Origin of the sequence: Haloarcula sp. Atlit-47R (assembly GCF_003665985.1) — an archaeon.
Taxonomy (GTDB): Archaea; Halobacteriota; Halobacteria; order Halobacteriales; family Haloarculaceae; genus Haloarcula; species Haloarcula taiwanensis.
The window spans coordinates 18072-35165 of record NZ_QPLQ01000004.1; the positions used below are offsets into that span (position 1 = coordinate 18072).

17 protein-coding genes are annotated in these 17094 nt (G+C 62.9%); 7 read left to right on the forward strand and 10 right to left on the reverse strand.

The features are described 5' to 3' along the window. Positions 1–25: 25 nt before the first annotated feature. From DVK00_RS22040 to DVK00_RS14880, 6 genes are all read right to left on the reverse strand, one after another. Positions 26–169: a hypothetical protein gene (locus DVK00_RS22040; RefSeq protein ID WP_232794542.1), complete on the reverse strand. Its 144-nt coding sequence runs from the start codon at positions 167–169 to the stop codon at positions 26–28. A 198-nt stretch (positions 170–367) separates the two neighbouring features. Then, on the reverse strand, positions 368–1903 hold the full coding sequence (locus DVK00_RS14860; RefSeq protein WP_121577945.1) for a TrkH family potassium uptake protein: 1536 nt from the start codon (positions 1901–1903) through the stop codon (positions 368–370). Positions 1904–2111: 208 nt separating this feature from the next. Beyond that, positions 2112–2534 carry a hypothetical protein gene (locus DVK00_RS14865; protein WP_121537592.1) on the reverse strand — a complete coding sequence of 141 codons (423 nt, stop codon included), beginning with the start codon at positions 2532–2534 and terminating at the stop codon, positions 2112–2114. A gap of 18 nt (positions 2535–2552) precedes the next feature. Continuing rightward, entirely contained in the window at positions 2553–3293 is a 741-nt protein-coding gene (locus DVK00_RS14870) for a cell surface protein (protein WP_121577946.1), read from the reverse strand. Positions 3294–3336: 43 nt separating this feature from the next. Continuing rightward, the gene (locus DVK00_RS14875) at positions 3337–6003 is read right to left on the reverse strand and encodes an alkaline phosphatase PhoX (protein ID WP_121577947.1); all 2667 of its coding nucleotides are present in this window, start codon (positions 6001–6003) and stop codon (positions 3337–3339) included. Positions 6004–6284: 281 nt separating this feature from the next. Then, positions 6285–6572, reverse strand: a complete 288-nt coding sequence (locus DVK00_RS14880; RefSeq protein ID WP_101349980.1) for a hypothetical protein — start codon at positions 6570–6572, stop codon at positions 6285–6287. Between the two features lie 82 nt (positions 6573–6654). On the opposite strand from DVK00_RS14880, the gene DVK00_RS14885 reads away from it, so the two are divergent. Beyond that, positions 6655–6945 (forward strand): PadR family transcriptional regulator, encoded by a 291-nt coding sequence (locus tag DVK00_RS14885; protein ID WP_121537588.1) that lies wholly within the window; start codon positions 6655–6657, stop codon positions 6943–6945. A gap of 90 nt (positions 6946–7035) precedes the next feature. After that, positions 7036–7290: a hypothetical protein gene (locus tag DVK00_RS14890; protein WP_101349982.1), complete on the forward strand. Its 255-nt coding sequence runs from the start codon at positions 7036–7038 to the stop codon at positions 7288–7290. Here DVK00_RS14890 and DVK00_RS14895 read toward each other — a convergent pair. Both DVK00_RS14895 and DVK00_RS14900 read right to left on the reverse strand, forming a co-directional pair. After that, positions 7287–8435: an acyl-CoA dehydrogenase gene (locus DVK00_RS14895; protein ID WP_101349983.1), complete on the reverse strand. Its 1149-nt coding sequence runs from the start codon at positions 8433–8435 to the stop codon at positions 7287–7289. The two genes, DVK00_RS14890 and DVK00_RS14895, sit on opposite strands and share 4 nt — an antisense overlap. Positions 8436–8530: 95 nt before the next feature. Continuing rightward, positions 8531–9388, reverse strand: coding sequence for a 3-hydroxyacyl-CoA dehydrogenase family protein (locus DVK00_RS14900; protein ID WP_101349984.1), 858 nt, complete (start codon positions 9386–9388; stop codon positions 8531–8533). 269 nt (positions 9389–9657) lie between these two features. Here DVK00_RS14900 and DVK00_RS14905 point away from each other — a divergent pair, with 269 nt between their 5' ends. Next, a complete protein-coding gene (locus DVK00_RS14905) occupies positions 9658–10533 on the forward strand; it encodes a class 1 fructose-bisphosphatase (protein WP_101349985.1) in 876 nt (291 codons plus the stop codon). A gap of 11 nt (positions 10534–10544) precedes the next feature. On the opposite strand, the gene DVK00_RS14910 is transcribed toward DVK00_RS14905, so the two are convergent. Next, on the reverse strand, positions 10545–12554 hold the full coding sequence (locus tag DVK00_RS14910; protein ID WP_121577948.1) for a PKD domain-containing protein: 2010 nt from the start codon (positions 12552–12554) through the stop codon (positions 10545–10547). Positions 12555–12788: 234 nt separating this feature from the next. Here DVK00_RS14910 and DVK00_RS14915 point away from each other — a divergent pair, with 234 nt between their 5' ends. The 4 genes from DVK00_RS14915 (at position 12789) to DVK00_RS14930 (ending at position 16210) form a co-directional block, all read left to right on the forward strand. Next, a complete protein-coding gene (locus tag DVK00_RS14915) occupies positions 12789–13172 on the forward strand; it encodes a DUF5658 family protein (protein ID WP_101349987.1) in 384 nt (127 codons plus the stop codon). 190 nt (positions 13173–13362) lie between these two features. Next, on the forward strand, positions 13363–14619 hold the full coding sequence (locus tag DVK00_RS14920; RefSeq protein WP_101349988.1) for a Glu/Leu/Phe/Val dehydrogenase: 1257 nt from the start codon (positions 13363–13365) through the stop codon (positions 14617–14619). Positions 14620–14682: 63 nt separating this feature from the next. Then, positions 14683–15168: an SRPBCC family protein gene (locus DVK00_RS14925; protein ID WP_101349989.1), complete on the forward strand. Its 486-nt coding sequence runs from the start codon at positions 14683–14685 to the stop codon at positions 15166–15168. 133 nt (positions 15169–15301) lie between these two features. Then, a complete protein-coding gene (locus DVK00_RS14930; RefSeq protein WP_101349990.1) occupies positions 15302–16210 on the forward strand; it encodes a DMT family transporter in 909 nt (302 codons plus the stop codon). Positions 16211–16226: 16 nt separating this feature from the next. Here the strand turns inward: DVK00_RS14930 and DVK00_RS14935 are convergent, their stop codons facing one another. Then, positions 16227–17021, reverse strand: coding sequence for an RIO1 family regulatory kinase/ATPase (locus DVK00_RS14935; protein ID WP_101349991.1), 795 nt, complete (start codon positions 17019–17021; stop codon positions 16227–16229). Positions 17022–17094 lie beyond the last annotated feature (73 nt).

The following is a 17094-nucleotide window of genomic DNA, read 5'->3' on the forward strand; positions in this document are numbered from 1 at the left end:
CGCCGGTCATCCCTCCGGCCGTCCTTTACTCTCGGTCAGGGTACACCTCGCCGAGAAACAGCCAGCGGGCTTTTGTGCCGCCTTCGGGTCTGGTCTCCTCCTCGACGTGGTAAAGCGCGAAGGATTTCTTCGCTGGGACCCCGCTCCACCGGCGATTGCGTCTCGTCATGGAATCGCAGGAGTTCCTGCGCGTAGATGATTGTATTGCGGAGTTCGTCAGGCGTCAACTGTGGCAGTTCCGTCGGAACCCGATCCGGAACTCCCTCAGGCGGTGTCGGTTCGTTTTCAGGACTGAACATACCGCCATCTCTGTCTGGGAGGCATATACCGAACTGGCAGCTACAGATAGGGAGAAAGCTTCCCGGACTCACTCGTTCCAGAACGCACCAGTAAAGAGCACGAACACTGGAATTATCTCTAACCGACCGATCCACATCAGGAAGACCATCAGCAGTTTGCTGGTCCCCGGGAAGAGTTCGTAGGTCCCGAACGGCCCCAGAAACCCGAACCCGGGACCGATGTTTCCGATAGTCGCTAAGCTTGCGCTGAAGGCTTCAAGCACAGTTAGTTCGAGCCCGACACGGCCCGCATCGAGGAGGAGGAACACCGTCGCGATACCGAGCGTGAGCAAGTACAATAGGGTGAACCCGTATATCGCGTTGATAACGCTCTCGTCGATGACCTGCCCGCCGAGCCGGACTGGTTTGACGGCGCTGGGATGGGCTGTCGTGAATAGCTGGCGTCGGATACTCTTGAACACGACGAGCCATCGGACGATCTTGATACCGCCACCGGTCGACCCTGCCGAGCCGCCGATAAACATCGCGAACAGCAGGACACCCTGTGCGGTGCTGCCCCACTCGGCAAAGTTGCTCGTCGCATACCCGGTCGAGTTCAGCAGCGAAGCGACCTGAAACGTGGCCTGCCGGAGCGAGTTTTCAAGCGCTCCCTGCGTGATACCACCGAATTCAAGTGGCGGCGCGGACCCGGTGAACAGCAGCCCCCAGAGGATGACGGCCACGCCGGCGTTCGCACCGAGGTACGCCTGTAGTTCGCGGTCCTTGAGGAAGGCAGCGTAGTCGTCCTGCAACAGGAGGTAAAACAGCGCGAAGTTCATCCCGGCGATGAGCATGAACGGAACGATGACCCACTGGACGGCCGGCGAAAAGTAGGCGATGCTCTCAGCCTGTGGCGAGAAGCCGCCGGTCGGCAGCGTCGTGAACCCGTGGGCAACGGCATTGTAGGCGTCCATGTTCGGGGCCATCGATGTCTGGCCGAGGCCAAACAGGATGAGGACGAGCAGGACAGTAAAGCCCAGATAGAACAGCCAGAGGAGTCGGGCGGTCTCGGCTATCTTCGGCGTCAGCTTCTGGAGTTCGGGGCCGGGCGCTTCCGATTCGATCAACTGTGCCCCGTTGACGGCTGCCTCCGGAAGAATGGCGACCATCAGGACGATGATACCCATCCCGCCAAGCCACTGGGTGAGCTGTCGCCACATCAACAGCGCGTGTGAGTGGCGAGTGAACGATATTTCGTCGGTGGCGGTCGCGCCAGTGGTCGTAAACCCGGACATCGACTCGAACAGCGCGTTCACGGGCTCACCGAGCGCTGATTCAGTGCCATACCCCGCGATAACGTAGGGGATCGCGCCGATAACCGCGACGGCACCCCAGGAGAGACTGACGAACAGTAGCGCCTCGCGTGGTCCGAGTTCGTGAGTGTCGCTGACTTGCTCCAGCACCACACCGACCGTGATAGCGACCGCGATAGAAATCAGGAAGGCAGCGGTATCGTCTCCATACAGCAACGCAATCCCGAGCGGGACCAGCATTGCGACGGCGAGATATTTAATCACAGTGCCGGTCAAGGCAATACTCTGTCGCCAGTCGACACGAATCGACATCACTGATCACCGACCATTATCTGACGCTCACACACCCGCTATCAAAAAGCCCCGCGTTCTAACAGCGCTGCTTCCGGCGACACTCCTCGTTCTCAGCGTCGCTTCGGTGGGTTTCTGTTCCATCCTGACAGCGTACCGACCGCGTATGCAGTAGCCTCGTCCGCTGTCAATTCGCCGTTGAAACTGCTGGCGACGCTGAACTGACGACTTAGACGTGGCCGTGTTCTTTTGCCCCCTCCCGGATCTTCTTTGACCGCTTTCGGACGCGTGAGACGTACCGTTCGATTTTTTCCGGTTTCTCGCCGTAAAAGGACGCGGCCCAGTGGACGTCGACACCCTCTTGGGTGAGGAAGTAGGCGACAAGCGTGTCCCGGCCGGCCTGGATAACCGTCGGCGGCACGCCGCGCTCGCCGGTTCCGGCTTCCTGAAAGCCGTTCACGTCGAAGTACACGTCGGCGTACAGCGTCGCCATCTCGGAGTCATCGAAGGCGATCCCCTCGTGGTCCGGGGCCTCGAATCGGTACCGTGTGTCACCCTCGCCTGTCGTTCGTTCGACGATACGCACATCGAGGATGTACTCGCGGTAGGTGGAACTGTCCGTCGCTGCAGCAGCGGTGTCTGATTTTGGCATGGATAGGTCGGTTTGGTGTTACGGTTGCCGGCTTGTTCTGGCCGCAAGCGCTGCCACCGCGGCGAGTGAAGTGAGAACCAGCGCTATCGGGAGTGACCCGTTCGCGCCGGTCGTCGACTGCTCGCCGCCTGGCGCTGTGGTCCCTGCGGTACTCGGGGTACTGGCTGACCCGGCTGTGGACTCGCTGTCGGGTGACGACGCGTCGGTCATGCCGGCCACTGTCTCCGTCGTCGCGCCCGGTGACACTGCGAGCGCTGTCGGCGCAGTCGTTGGCTCGACCGCGCCGCCCCCGTCGGCATCGATTTGGCTCGACGTGACGGTCAGCTGCGTCTCGCCGCCGTCGACGCCAGCGAGCTGGACCGTCGCGAGCGTCACGTCGCTGGCACCGGGCTCGATCTGCCCGTCGAGATCAGCCGCCTCAAGCGTGATTGTCCCGCCGTCTGAACTAATGACGGGTTCAGTCGTGAGACCGAGGCTGGCCGGGTAACTCGCGTTTTCGAACTGGGCGACCGCGGGGTCGTCAACTGTGAGTTCGAGCTGGTAGCCGGCCAGTCCGTTCGGCGCGCTGGTGAGGACGACCGGTGCGGCCATCGTTTCACCGGCAGGGACGGAGTCGGTCTCGATGCTGATTGTCGGCGTACTCTGCCCTGCAGCGAGCGCGGGGACCGTCCCTGCGAGGCAGACGAGCGCGACGAGTGCGAGCGGGATGCCAGCGGCTCGGACGCAACCGCGTATGGAATAAGTGGTGTCGTCGGTCATTGTGTTGCTGTATCGAAAGATGGGGGAATCTCGGTTGCGGCCGTTAGTTGACCTCTTCGTAGAGCGCCGTCACGTCCGCGAAGTCGAGTTTGCCGTTCTCGTTGAAGTCGTACGCGCCGGTGTTCAGCTGGACGCTGTCGGAGTCCATGTTCGAGAACAGCACCTGCACGTCCTCGTAGTCGAGGCGGCCGTTGCCGTTGAGGTCCTCGAAATGCCCGTCGCCGTCCGGATCAGTCGGCGCGGCGTCGCCGACGACCGTCTGCGGGCCGCCCACGACGATACCGTTCCGAGCTTCTGCCTCGATGGCGTTGCCGCTCTCGTCGTCCATCTGCTCGATAGAGACAGTCAGGTCTGTCGTGCCGCCGCCGTTGGCGCGGACGTCGAGCGTCGCGAGTTCCACGTCCATCGCGCCTGACTGGACGTTCGTGTTGACGTCGGCAACCCGGATTGTCGCCGACGAGCCGTCGTCGCTGATGGAACTCTCGGTGAGTCCGAGTGCGTCGGGGAATGAGACGCCGGTGATAGACGCGATTTCGGGGTTCGAGACGCTGACGGTCAGCCGAGCGCCGGAGAAGCCAGCAGGGAGCGACGAGGCAGTCAGCGAGACGGTGCCTGTCGACCCGCTGCCGACCGCGGCGGAGTTGGCGCTGACGACGACGTTGGGCTGGTAGACGTAGAGGCCGTCGTTCGGGTACGAGCGAGCGGGGCCGCCAAAGCCGTCCTCACAGCAGAGCACGCGACCGTCCCGCATTGTGTAGACGTTGTCGATATTCCGGAGCGCGTCGTTCGCGTCTTCCGGAGAGTCGGTGAAGTCGGGACCGGTGATGACCGGTTCGAGCGTCGAGACGTTGTAGTCCGATTCCAGCACACCGCGGTAGACGACGCCGCCGTCGACGCGGTCAAGCTGGATGTCGCCCTCGTCGTCCGCGAGCGCGTCGTTAAACTCCGAGATGCCGAAGTAGATGAAATCGCCGGGCTGGGAGTCGTCGACGCTGTCGACGCCCTCGGCCTTGTTGAACTCGATTGACGCGCCGATTTCCTTGGCGGCCGCGCGGGTCTCCAGGAACGGGACGCGCCGGAGTTCTTCGTCGACGCCGTCAGGCCCATTTGCCTCGTACTGCTCGGCCCACTCGATGATTTCCTCGTTCGAAATGTAGTTCTGGTTCCCGTTCTCGATGACTGCGAGGTCGGCCTGCTTGATCGTCTCCGCGGTGACCTCGTCGCCGTCCTCCCAGTCAGCGTGGGCGCTGAGGTAGTCGGCCTGGGTCACGTTGTCGTACTCGCTGACCCAGGACTCGACCTCGGCGTTGGTGGCGTGGCCGAGTTCGATCCATTCGATTTCCAGCGGGGTCTGTGCGGGGGAGTTCCGCTGGCCGGCCTCTGCGGCGTTGGCCGCGTCGTTGGTAATCTTGGGGGCGTACAGCGTTCCGGCGACATCCATCGGGTCGTCGTACTCCGGAATCGGCTCGTCGGCGACGAACTTGTAGATGCCCTTGCTGTCGCCGTCGGAACAGCCGTAGACGGTCCGCTGGTCGCCTTCGATGTCGGGTGCCTCCCACGAAGCCCGCCCCATCACGTAGTACTTGACCGCCTCGGGTTCGTCGGCGGTCGGCTCGCGGAAGTCGACGAAGTACCCGTACCGGTACGGGTTCGGGTACACGTCGTCAAGCAGCGTCGTCGCGAGGTTCTCGCCGTCGCCCTGGTCGTCGCGCTCCGCCCCGAGGTAGTACGCGAGGAACTCGACGCCGGTGAGCGCCCATGAGCCCTGTGCATAGAAGTTCTCGTCGAGGTCGCCGCTCTCGGCGTAGGACTCGATTGCGCCGGAAATCTCACTTGGGTTCGGCCGGTTCCAGAACTGACACCCGCCAATGAGTCCTTCGCCTGTCCCAGCCTCGACGATGTCGCTCACCGTCGCCGTCAGACTGACGCGGGGATGTGCGTAGTTCTCCTCGGCGGAAATCATCGTCCCCCACGGACTGAGGTCACCGTAACAGTTGATCCGCGTCCCGCCGTGTTCGCGGAGTGATTCAGTGTTCGTGAGGTTCATCGCGTTCTCGGTGTCCGCGCTCCACTCGCCGTTCTCGTCCTGGCTGAGCGGGACCCGCGAGACGCATCCGGGGCTGTTCTCCCAGTTGGTGAACAGATACCCCTCGGTCCCCTCGTCGTTGCTCGGGACGAACTGATTGCAGTCGGGGTTCGTCGCCGCGCCGCCGTACTGTGTGCCCGCGAAGTTCTCCTGTGTGATGTCTGTCCCGTCGGGCGTCTGGACCACGCCGAGGCGCGCCTCGCCGCCGTTGATAGGTTCGCGGCCCTGGACGAGGATTTCGTAGTCGCCGGCCGCGGACCGGACCTGTCGCTGTTTCTCCTCGGTGTCCGGAATCCCCACTTCCGGGAAGTCGTCGTTGCTCCCGTCGAACTCGAACTGGAAGCCGCTGAAATAGCCCACTGCGGCTCGTCCGAACGGTTCGGGATTCTCCCCTTCCGGGTGCTGGAGGCTGTAGAGGAGCGAGCCGTCTTCGAAGACGAACGGCCCGGTCACCTCCGCGCCAAACGCTGTCGTCGAGAATCGCTTGAGACTCCCGGCGACGCTCGGAGCGCCCGGTGTGTCTGTTTCTTCGACCTCTTCCCCGCTTGCCACGCCGATGACGCTGGCCCCAAGTGCAGCAGCCACCGATTGTGAAAGTACCTGCCGTCGAGTGAAATCGACCATGCGAGTGAGGAGTAGCAGTGATTATTAAAGCAAGTTTATAATATTTGTATGATGTTTCTGGAGTAATCTTGTGATACCTGTCCGACACATACCTCTATTCTGACGGACATATCACAAATACTGCTATTTTTGCGGGATGTGTACCGAATGGTTCCGATGACGGTCCCTCACGAGTCGATTCGTAATCACCTACTTACCAGTGAGCAAACTGAATAGTCGACGCGTGCATTATTTCACACTGTCAGGTTACAAGTAATACGGGCAGTCGCCGTAGCCCGCGGCTACATTCCCATGTCGGCGGCCGGGTCGGGAATCGGCAGCGCGTTCGGCGACACGCCGAGCAGTTCCGCCGCGTGGTCGAGCGCCATGTCGAAGCCGTAGTACCGCTCCAGTTCGTCGCCGTCGGCGGTCGGCCGGACCTTCAGCATCGCGTACCCCTCGATATTCTGTGCGACCGCGGCGCTCCCGGAGTCGCTTTCGAAGGTCAACAGCCGTTCCTCGTCTGTCTCTCGATATGTGGCCGTGATGCCGTCGGCCGACGCCTCGACGGGGAGTTCGGAGTCGGTCATCGCCGGTCCTATGGCGTGGAGGTATGCGAACCTGGCGGTTCGAAACCGCAAACGCGAAGCGAGCGGGCCGCCAGGGACACCCATGGCGAAGTGGCTCCAGAGCGGCCGCCGGCGCGACATGTGTGTCCTGCTGGCCGCCGCAGCGGACGGGGAACTCTCCGGCCAACGGCTGAAGACGCGGCTCGAACGCCGCTACGACACGCGAATCGAACCCAAGAGCTTCTACGGCGCGCTCGAAGCGCTGGAGTCGGCCGGGTTCGTCGACCACCGCGAGGACGGCATCGCCGACAAGTACTCGCTGACCGACGCCGGCGAGCGGCGGCTTCGGGACCAGTTCGAATGGATGCAGGCGGCGCTCGGCGAGGACAGTTGATGCCGCTGCTCGTCGGCTCCCGACGACTTTCGCTACGCCGGCACTGATCGATGGGGTATCCTTTTGTGAGCGGTCCCATAGAACACGGATATGTCCCTGTCCCGCTCGCTCTTCCTGGCAGGTCTGGACGCCCTCCCGTTTGCGGCACTCGCCAGCATCGCAACGTACGTCTTCGCACGCACAGCTATCCAGCCGTCAGCAGTCGTCGGGATGCTCGCCGCAACGGTCGGCGTGGCGGTACTCCTCGCGCTGGGAACCATCAGCGCGAATCGGTATCGTGCGAACGGAAAATCGTTCTACTTCACGCGCGCGGTCGTCGTCGAAGGACTCCTCTCGATTCCCTAATCGAGAAGTTCGCTGGCAATGGTATTGCGGAGGACCTCGCTGGTCCCCTCGTAGATCTCGTTGAGTTTGGCGTCGCGGTAGAACCGCTCGGCCGGGAAGTCCTTCGTGTAGCCGTAGCCGCCGTGGACCTGAATGCCCTCGTTGGCCACTTCCCGGGACACCTCTGAGGCGTACAGTTTGGCTTGGGCGGCCTCCTTGACGAACGACTCGCCGGCCATCTTCTTATCAGCCGCCTGGTGCATCAACAGGCGGGCCGCTTGCGTCTTCGTGTCCATGTCTGCGAGCTTGTGCTGGATAGCCTGGAAGTCGCTGATCGGCTGGTCGAACTGTTCACGGTCCTGGGCGTATTTCAACGCCTCGTCCAGCGCAGCCTGTGCGATGCCGACGCCGCGGGCCGCGATGGTGATGCGCCCGCCGTTGAGCGTCTTGAGCGCGTGGACGAACCCACGGCCCTCCTCGCCGAGTCGGCGGTCGGCGGGGATTCGCATGTCGTCGAACCGCAGTTCGGCGGTCGGACAGCCCTTGTCGCCGAGTTTGTGCTCGGTCCCTTCGACGATGAAGCCGTCGTCCTCCTCGGGGCGAACGATGAACGAGGAGATGCCCTTGTTGCCGGCCTCGGGGTCGGTCTTTGCGAACAGGACCACGGTGTCGGCAACGGAGCCGTTGGAAATCCAGAGTTTGCCGCCGTTGACCAGATAGGCGTCACCGCCGTCGACCGGTTCGGCGGTGGTGTCCATCGCCGGCACGTCACTGCCCGCACCCGCTTCGGACAGGGCGAACGCGCCGATTTCCTCGCCCGCTGCCAGCGGCGTGAGGTAGGTCTCTTTCTGGGCCTCGTTCCCGAACTCGTAGATCATATTGCAGGCCAGCGAGATGTGTGCGGCGACGATTGTGCCCAGTCCGCCGCTCCCCCGCGAGATCTCTTCGAGGGCCATGGCGTAGCTGTGGTAGTCCAGTTCGGCCCCGCCGTATGCCTCCGGAATCGGCATCCCCATCAGGCCGAGGTCGGCCATTTCGTCGACGAGGTCCCACGGGAACTCATCGGTTTCGTCAATCTCCGCTGCCCGCGGCTTGACTTCCTCGTCGACGAAGTCCGCGACCATGTCCTGTATCTGGCGTTGTTCCTGTGTGGGGCTAAAGTCCATGATAGATTCTAACGCTGGTTGGGTCTTTACTGTTGGCCAACGCGCGGCCCGTTGCCGGGTATTGTACTCTGTCGGTATTTGTCACCGCGGGTCTGTCAGTCGTAGTCGTAGAAGCCCCTGCCGGACTTTTTCCCGAGGTCGCCGGCCGCGACTTTGCGTTTGAGCAGGTAGGCTGGCTTGTAGCGGTCACCCAGCTCCTCGTACAGCGTTTCAGAGGCGTCGAGGACCACGTCGAGGCCGATGTGGTCGGCCAGTTCGAGCGGCCCCATCGGAACATTCGTCCCCAGCGTCAGCCCGCGGTCGATGTCTGCCTTATCGGCGACCCCCTCGTCGTAGGCCCGGATGCCCTCGTTTATCCAGGGCATCAACACGCGGTTGACGACGAAGCCGGGCTTGTCGTCAGCTTCCCAGGTCTCCTTGCCGATGTCGTGAGCGAACTCCCGACCGAGCGTCACCGTCTCGTCGCTGGTGTGCTCGCCGACGACGAGTTCGACGCCTTTCATCACCGGGACGGGGTTCATGAAGTGTAGTCCAAGGACCTGTTCGGGCCGGTCGGTGGCGCTGGCGATGGTCGTAATCGAGAGCGTACTCGTGTTGCTGGCAAGCACCGTGTCCGGTCCGCAGATCTCGTCGAGGTCCTCGAACACAGACTGCTTGATGTCCATATCTTCCGTGACAGCCTCGACGACGAGGTCGGCGTCCGCGAGGACGTCCATCTCAGTGGTGCCGGTGATGCGGGCTGTCGCCGCCTCCGCCTCCTGTTCTGTCACTGTATCGCGCGCAACGAGTGTCTCAAAGCTCGACTGAATCTCCTCGAACCCGGCGGCGACTAGTTCTTCTGTCACATCGCGCATGACGACATCGTAGCCGGCCGTCGCGGCGACCTGAGCGATGCCGTTACCCATCGTTCCAGCGCCGACGACGCCGACGGTGTCGACTGTTTCGAGATGCATACCCGCGCCTTCGGCCGGCGGTCGTGTAAGTCTGCCGACGGTATCACCTCATCACGAGACCGGAAATCTACCGAGGGAATCAGTCACAGACTTAGCGGCAAGCACTGCTTCGCGGCGGAATATTCACTCGAAATGTAGTAAATGTCAGCAAAAAGATACTTATGATGTGCCAGAGAACGAACTTGTGATGAGAGACCCTGCGGGCAGCAGGCTCGGAGAAAAATTCGACTGGTCACCGGATGGCCAGTCTCTGCCCCTACATCTGACAAATGAGTAAGTCACTCGACATCTCGACCACCGAAGCCGAGCAGACTGTCACGGAAGTCATCGACACCATCGCCGCGACGACACCGGACGTCCGCCGCGCTGTTGCCGACTACCGTGGCCAGAGCAACTCCGTCAACCCCACCGGCGACGACCAGCTCGCGGCTGACCTGCGCGCCGACGAACTGTTCGAGCAGCGGGTGCTGGGCATCGACGGCGTCGCCTCTTACGCCAGCGAAGAACGCGCGGACGTGAAAACGACAGACGGTCGCCTCCACGTCGCGATGGACCCCCTCGACGGGTCGAGCAACCTCGAACCCAACAGCGGGATGGGGACGATCTTCGGCGTCTACAGCGAGCAGCCGCCGACGGTCGGCACCAATCTGCTCGCCGCCGGGTTCGTCATCTACGGCCCCATCACCTCGATGGTCGTCGCTCGGGACGGCAGCGTCCGCGAGTACATCCTCGAAGACGGCGACAAGCGGGTCGTCGACGACGACGTGACGGTTCCGGAGGACCCCACGGTCTTCGGGTTCGGCGGCGGCGTCGACGCCTGGACCGACGAATTTGAATCCTACGCCGAGGACATCCGCCACGAACTGAAACTCCGCTACGGCGGGGCGATGGTCGCGGATATCAATCAGGTGCTCACCTACGGCGGCATCTTCTCGTATCCCGCACTGGAGTCACGCCCCGAGGGGAAACTTCGAGTCCAGTTCGAGGGCCACCCGATGGCCTACATCCTTGAGTCGGCCGGCGGGCGGTCTTCCGACGGCGACCAGTCACTGCTCGAAATCGAACCCGACGAGCTACACGAGCGGACGCCGCTGTATCTCGGAAACGACGACCTGATCGACCGGCTCGAAGCGAATATCGACTGACGCCCTGTCAGTCAGTAGCCGAGGTATATCGCCAGCGCTTTCAGAACGCTGTACAGTCCGATAGCAACGCCCAGTAGCCCGCCGAGAACGGTTCCGACGATGCCGTCGGGCCACAGCGAGAGCGGGTTCGGAATCCCGACCGACGGGAGCGCTGGAATCGGGAGGCCACCGCTGTCAGCCGTTACGTTCCCGACACGTTGCCCGTCGACAGTCAAGTTTCCAGTGGTGTTGTCCGGCATCGAGCGGGCAAACTCCGTCGTTCGCGTCTCGCCGGCGGGGACCGTGACTGTCCGCGTTGTCAGTATCGAGGTGTTGAGCGCGACGATCACGTTGTGGTCGCCGCTCGCAGTCCCCCGGTTTTCAAGCTCGACGGCGATGACGGTTCGCTCGCCGGGGCCGAGTTCCGATGGAACTGCCGTGGCGTTCGTGACCAGGATATCCGGCTGTCCGGGTTCTTCTGTCTGTGTCTCGGTCGTCTCGGGTTCGGCCGTCGACGTTTCCGAGTTGGTTGTCGCCGCCTCCGCATCCACGTCTGTCGCTGCCGTCCGTTCGACTCCGACGACGAACGTCGAAAGTCCCGGAGAGTCAGCCCGGTAGACGATGTGTGACTCGCTCCGGCCGGCAATAGCAGTCGCTAAGGGCGTCCACCCGCCGTCCTTCCGGAACAGCGTCACAGCCTCGGGTTCCGCACCGACTGCCGCCAGTGTGTCACGGTCAACAGTAAACGTGAACGTCGCGCCCTCAGCCGGAACGGACCCGTGGTCGATATCGAACCGGCTGACGCCAGTGTGACCGGTGGCAGTCACGAACGCTGGCGTGGGCTGGCGGGAGCGGACGGTGAGTGTGGCGGATTCGTTACCCGGGAACGACGCGGCAAGCCGTTCCAGCGTTCCGTTCTCACCGGTGACGAGTGGCCCCTCCGGAGACCGAATTTGCTGTGTCTGGCCGGACCCGTTCACCGAGACGTTCGCCGTAGTCGCGTTCGGCTGTCGCACAGTTACGTTCCCGGCGGACCCGTTCCCAACGACGGACACGACTCTGGTCACACTATCCGTGTTCCCGAGCGGGTCAGCGACTGTCACGGTTACCTCGTGACTGCCGGGTGAGGCGAAGGCTACGGTGATATTCTCGCCGGTGAGGATGGTATCACTCCCGACTTGCCACCGGACCGAATCGACGCCCTGATTGTCTGTCGTCTCCGCTGCGGAGAAGGTCACTGACTCGCCGACAGTTGCGTTCTCCGGCCCAGCGACACTGACGTTCGGCGCGGAGTCGTCATAGAGGAACGTCTGCTGTCGTCCAAAAGAGTTCTCGTTTCCGTTCTCGTCGGTCACCGACATCAGCAGCAACGAGTACTCGCCTTCTTCGGGGAACGTGTACGTCCGCGTGTACGTGTTCACGTTACCGGTGCGTTCGGTGAATCCCGAGATGTTGAGTGTGTCTATCGACGGGCCACCGACGGAGACTCGAAGCTGTTGTATCGGTTCGTGAATGCCGACAGAGATACGGGCGGTGGAGCTATTGACGCGGCTTACCTCGAACGACTGATACTTCGGCACGACGGAGTCCATCCCGCTGACGGTGACTGACTTGTGCGGAAGCTCGTTCCCCGCTTCGTCGGTGATGCTGGCGGCGTCACGGAGACTGACGGTGACGTTGTCTGTGTCGACCTTTTTTTCCAACAGGAGGGAGACGCGCACCCCCGTCCTGTTTGTTCCGGAAGCGTCGATTGATGTGACCGAGACGTTTTCTACTCGGCCCGCAGTTAGCTCGAAATCCGCTGCCTGAATCGTACTCGTGTCTAACGACCCGCCGTCGTCGAACAGGGTTACCTCGATAGTCGTAGCGTTGCCCCGCGTCGCATTGCCCCACTCCGGCGACTCGGTGTCGTCAGCCGCAGCGGTGCCAGAAGCAACAGTACCGAGCAGCGTGAGCAACAGAAGGGCAACGAGCAGCGGAAGCCACCAGCGACGACGCCCGGTCGACAGCGCTGTCTCGCGAGGGTCACTGGTGGCACTCATAGTACATGGGTAGCCCGGCACCCGATATCAATGGTGCGCCACCATTATGAGAGGTGATAATCGCGTGTGGGGACTATCTGCAATCTATATCGGGGTACCGAACCCGTCGTTGACAGTCGCCCCGCTGGCATCGCGTTTCCAGGGAGTATACAGTCCCTACCAGTTCGGTTTCAATAGTAAACAGTGTGTATTTAATATACCGGATGACAATAACATAACAGACCACATGGGGGCGTGGTTGCGGAGGGTGACGTGTTCACAACGGACCGAACGGTCCCGATAGGGACCATCGACGGGTGGTGTAGCGCCCTGCTCGACGAGCTTGCAGCCGTCGAGCGAGAACTATGGCTTGTTGTCGCCGTGACGCTTATCGTCGACGTGTGGCTGACACACGTTGGCCTTCAGCACGGCCTACACGAAGGCAACCCCGTGATGCGGGCTGCGATAGAGACGTTCGGGATCGCCGTCCTCGGCGTGACGAAAGTCGGCGTTCTCGGGCTGGCGGGGGTGACCCGCCGTCTGCTGAGCGATCAGCGCGGCGTCGTCGTGCCGCTCGGGCTGGCGCTCCCGTGGGTGGCGGCGGTCGTGATTAACGCGGCCCTCCTGATTAGTCTGTAGCTACCTCGGGGGTATACTGTACTCAGCTTTCGTTCGCTCACCGACCCAACAGCCCGCACGCATTGGGTCGCTGTAGGCGACTCAGGCGCGGACATTCCGTTTGGCTATTAGTTCCGTTGTGCGTAATTTCTGTCTGGAAAATCCCATGGACGGCGGTACCCTTTTCCCCACAGTCTGAGACATAACCCGTATGTCGCCTGAGGTGAACCCGTTTGAGAGTTTACAGGAGCAGATCGACGACGCGTCGGACTATCTCGAATATTCGACTGACGTGCTTGAACGGCTGAAACACCCCGAGCGAGTGCTGGAGGCAAACCTTTCCGTGGAGATGGATGACGGCTCCGTCGAGGTGTTTCGTGCCTACCGATCACAATTCAACGGTGACAGAGGGCCGTACAAGGGTGGCATCCGCTATCACCCGCAGGTCACACGCGACGAGGTCAAGGCACTGTCTGGCTGGATGGTGTACAAGTGTGCTGCTGTGAACATTCCCTACGGCGGCGGGAAAGGCGGCATCGAGATCGACCCGCGACAGTACTCAGCCAGTGAAATCGAGCGGATAACGCGGTCGTTCGCGAAGGAACTCCGCCCGATTATCGGCGAGGACCAGGACATCCCCGCACCCGATGTCAACACCGGCCAGCGCGAGATGAACTGGATCAAAGACACGTACGAGACGCTGGAAAACACCACCGAACCCGGCGTCATCACCGGCAAGGCTCCGGAATCGGGCGGCAGTGCGGGCCGTGTCGAGGCGACCGGTCGCTCGGTGATGCTCACCGCGCGGGAGGCCTTTGACTACCTCGGCAAGGACATCGAGGACGCGACGGTGGCCGTGCAGGGCTACGGAAACGCTGGCTCCGTGGCTGCAAAACTCATCGAGGACCTTGGCGCGAACATCGTCGCAGTATCAGACTCCTCCGGAGCCGTCTACAACCCTGACGGGCTCGACGCCCGCGACGCGAAGGCGTTCAAGAGCGAGACCGGGTCGCTGGCCAGCTACGAGGGCGCGAGGGAGGAGCTGACGAACGAGGAGTTGCTGACGATGGATGTGGACCTGCTCGTTCCGGCGGCGCTCGAAAACGCCATCGACGGCGACCTCGCGCAGGATGTACAGGCTGACATCGTCGTGGAGGCGGCAAATGGCCCGCTGACGCCGAACGCGGACGACGTCCTCACCGAGCGTGACGTGGCCGTGTTCCCAGACATCCTCGCCAACGCCGGTGGCGTCACGGTGTCGTACTTCGAGTGGGTCCAGAATCGCCAGCGGTTCTACTGGTCCGAAGAGCGTGTGAACAACGAACTGGAGACCATCATTACGAACGCGTTTGACGACCTCGTCGAGACATACGAGCAGACCGGCGCGCCGAACTTCCGGACGGCGATGTACGTCGTCGCAATCCAGCGTGTCGTCGCTGCGGCCGAGGAAGGCGGCATCTGGCCCTGACCGCGTCCCGGACTCAGTCGCGGCTATCGCGGGTGTTTTGCCGGCGCTTCCCCTACTGTGTGTATGGACATTTACGAGCGCCAGGTTCGCGTCGAAGCCCCGCTGTCAGAAGTCTGGAAATTCCACGCGACAGGCGATGGGCTGGTCGCGCTGACTCCCGACTGGATGAACATCCGCATCGAGGAGGAGCGGGGACCGGATGGCGAGCCCGACCCTGAAGAACTGACCGCTGGGTCGGTCGTCGTCTCCTCGATCAAGCCCTTCGGCGTGCCGCCGCGCCAGCGCTGGGTGTCGAACATCGTCGCCCGGGAGGAAGGCGACGACGAGGCGATGTTCCGCGACGTGATGGCGGAGGGACCGTTTCCCCACTGGGAGCACACGCACACGTTCCGGGCGCTGAGCGACAGGGAGACGCTCGTCCACGACCACGTCGAGTTCGAACTGCCCGGCGGACCGCTCGGCCGGGCGCTTGGCCCCTTTGGCTGTCTCGGGATGGAGCCGATGTTCCGGTATCGCCATCAGCAGACGAAGGAACTGCTCGAAGGGTAACCAACACGTCACGGACCCGACTATGGTATCCGGTGTTTCTTTAGTCCCGTGCCGGATACTATCGCGGGATGAGTAGACGTGTCGTCGCAATACCAGATGTGGCTGTGCTGTCTCCGTGCCACAACGGAGCAGGATGGGCGTGACCGAGCCGCGAATCGACCCGCGAATCGGGCTGGTCGTCGCCGTTCTCGCGGTCAGTACGAGCGCGATTCTCGTCCGGTGGAGCGATGCCGCGGCGTCGGTGGCGGCGTTCTACCGTGTTCTGTTGACGACCGCACTGCTAGCCCCGCTGGCGCTGGGGCGGCACCGGTCGGCGTTCGGGCGGCTCGCTCGACGGGACGTACTGGCGGCGGCGGCGACCGGCGTCGCGCTCGCAGTGCACTTCGCCGCGTGGTTCGAGAGTCTGGCGTGGACCAGCGTCGCGGCGTCGGTCACACTGGTCCAGTGTCAGCCGCTGTTCGTCGCCGTCGGCGCGTGGGCGCTGCTGGACGAGCGCGTCACGCGTGGCACGACGGCAGGCATTCTGGTCGCTATCGGTGGCATCGTCGTGATGTCAATCGGCGAACTGCTCGGCGGCGGAGCGGTCGGCACGCGGCCACTGTACGGCAACGCCTTGGCTCTCGTCGGTGGCGTTATGGCCGCCGGCTATGTCCTCGCCGGGCGCTCGCTCCGCCAGCGGTTCCCCCTTGTCCCGTACGTGACCGTCGTCTACAGCGTCGCGGCTGTATCGCTCCTCGTTTTCGTCGTCGCGTCGGGCCACCCCGTGACCGGCTACCCACCACGGGAGTGGGCGCTGTTTCTCGCGATGGCTGTCGGCCCCGGCGTGTTCGGCCACACCGTCCTCAACTGGGCGCTAGCACACGTCGAATCAAGCATGGTCAGTGTCTCGCTGCTCGGCGAGCCGGTCGCGAGCGCGCTGCTGGCACTGCTGTTGCTCGCAGAGACTCCCGGGCCGTCGACCGTCGTCGGTGGGGCCGTCGTGCTCGTCGGTATCGGCGTTGTTGCCAGAAGTCGAGCCGTCGGGGCACCCCCCGCAGACTGAGGCCGTTCCGGTCAGCCTACGCGCGTTTCTCTACGGCTCCACGGATTTCTGCGGCGGCGAAGTCGTGGTCCGGGCGGATGTTGACGAAATCGAGGAACTCCTCCGCGGCCAGCAACTCAGACGTATCGTAGTGACGTGCGGCGGCGGCGACTGCGGTCGGTGCACCGATGAGCGGCTCCAGTGCGCCCAGCGCACACGCGAGATCATAGGCCCGGGCGTCACTGATCGCCGCTTCACGGACGCTCGTGGCGTCGATGAAGTACAGGTCGTCGTGGGCCACGAGTACGTTCTCACAGCGGAAGTCGCCGTGTGCCAGGCCGTCCTCGTGCATCCGGTGGAGGAAGTCAAACACCGTCGGACTGTGTCGCTCGACGGTTTCGGCCGGGAGGTCGTCCAGCGGCTCGAAGTCGGGGATGTATTCAAGTACCAGCACGCCCATTCCATCGTATTCGAATGCCTCGATTGGCTCGGGAGCGTTGACGCCGATTTCCCGCATCCGCTGGGTCGCCGCCAGCTCGTGTTCCGCCATCTCGTAGGGCGTCCCGAAGTGCTCGAAAAAGCCCTCTGTGCCGGACGAAAACGCGCCGATGTTGCGGCCGGCGGTCAACAGCGTGTGAACCAGCGAGTTCTGCCCCGTGATGACCTTCACGAACCACTGGTCGTTGACGACAAGCGGCGTCGAGAGCCAGTTATCGGCCTCCAGAAACGTCACGTGGGCCGCGGGCTCGTCGTACCGTTCGATTACCGCCTGCACCACGCCTTCGAGTTGCTCCCAGGGGACCGTCCCGCGGAGGAATCGCCGGAACGCCATTCCCTCTAGGAAACGCCGTGGACGGGCAAATGGCTTGTGTCTGTCGGCGTGTGCTATTTAGTAACACAAAACA

Bases quoted from the DNA above. Each gene is read 5' to 3' on its own strand.
- DVK00_RS22040 (WP_232794542.1), bottom strand. From the start codon at position 169: ATGACGAGACGCAATCGCCGGTGGAGCGGGGTCCCAGCGAAGAAATCC.
- DVK00_RS14860 (WP_121577945.1), bottom strand. From the start codon at position 1,903: ATGTCGATTCGTGTCGACTGGCGACAGAGTATTGCCTTGACCGGCACT.
- DVK00_RS14865 (WP_121537592.1), bottom strand. From the start codon at position 2,534: ATGCCAAAATCAGACACCGCTGCTGCAGCGACGGACAGTTCCACCTAC.
- DVK00_RS14870 (WP_121577946.1), bottom strand. From the start codon at position 3,293: ATGACCGACGACACCACTTATTCCATACGCGGTTGCGTCCGAGCCGCT.
- DVK00_RS14875 (WP_121577947.1), bottom strand. From the start codon at position 6,003: ATGGTCGATTTCACTCGACGGCAGGTACTTTCACAATCGGTGGCTGCT.
- DVK00_RS14880 (WP_101349980.1), bottom strand. From the start codon at position 6,572: ATGACCGACTCCGAACTCCCCGTCGAGGCGTCGGCCGACGGCATCACG.
- DVK00_RS14885 (WP_121537588.1), top strand. From the start codon at position 6,655: ATGGCGAAGTGGCTCCAGAGCGGCCGCCGGCGCGACATGTGTGTCCTG.
- DVK00_RS14890 (WP_101349982.1), top strand. From the start codon at position 7,036: ATGTCCCTGTCCCGCTCGCTCTTCCTGGCAGGTCTGGACGCCCTCCCG.
- DVK00_RS14895 (WP_101349983.1), bottom strand. From the start codon at position 8,435: ATGGACTTTAGCCCCACACAGGAACAACGCCAGATACAGGACATGGTC.
- DVK00_RS14900 (WP_101349984.1), bottom strand. From the start codon at position 9,388: ATGCATCTCGAAACAGTCGACACCGTCGGCGTCGTCGGCGCTGGAACG.
- DVK00_RS14905 (WP_101349985.1), top strand. From the start codon at position 9,658: ATGAGTAAGTCACTCGACATCTCGACCACCGAAGCCGAGCAGACTGTC.
- DVK00_RS14910 (WP_121577948.1), bottom strand. From the start codon at position 12,554: ATGAGTGCCACCAGTGACCCTCGCGAGACAGCGCTGTCGACCGGGCGT.
- DVK00_RS14920 (WP_101349988.1), top strand. From the start codon at position 13,363: ATGTCGCCTGAGGTGAACCCGTTTGAGAGTTTACAGGAGCAGATCGAC.
- DVK00_RS14925 (WP_101349989.1), top strand. From the start codon at position 14,683: ATGGACATTTACGAGCGCCAGGTTCGCGTCGAAGCCCCGCTGTCAGAA.
- DVK00_RS14930 (WP_101349990.1), top strand. From the start codon at position 15,302: ATGGGCGTGACCGAGCCGCGAATCGACCCGCGAATCGGGCTGGTCGTC.
- DVK00_RS14935 (WP_101349991.1), bottom strand. From the start codon at position 17,021: ATGGCGTTCCGGCGATTCCTCCGCGGGACGGTCCCCTGGGAGCAACTC.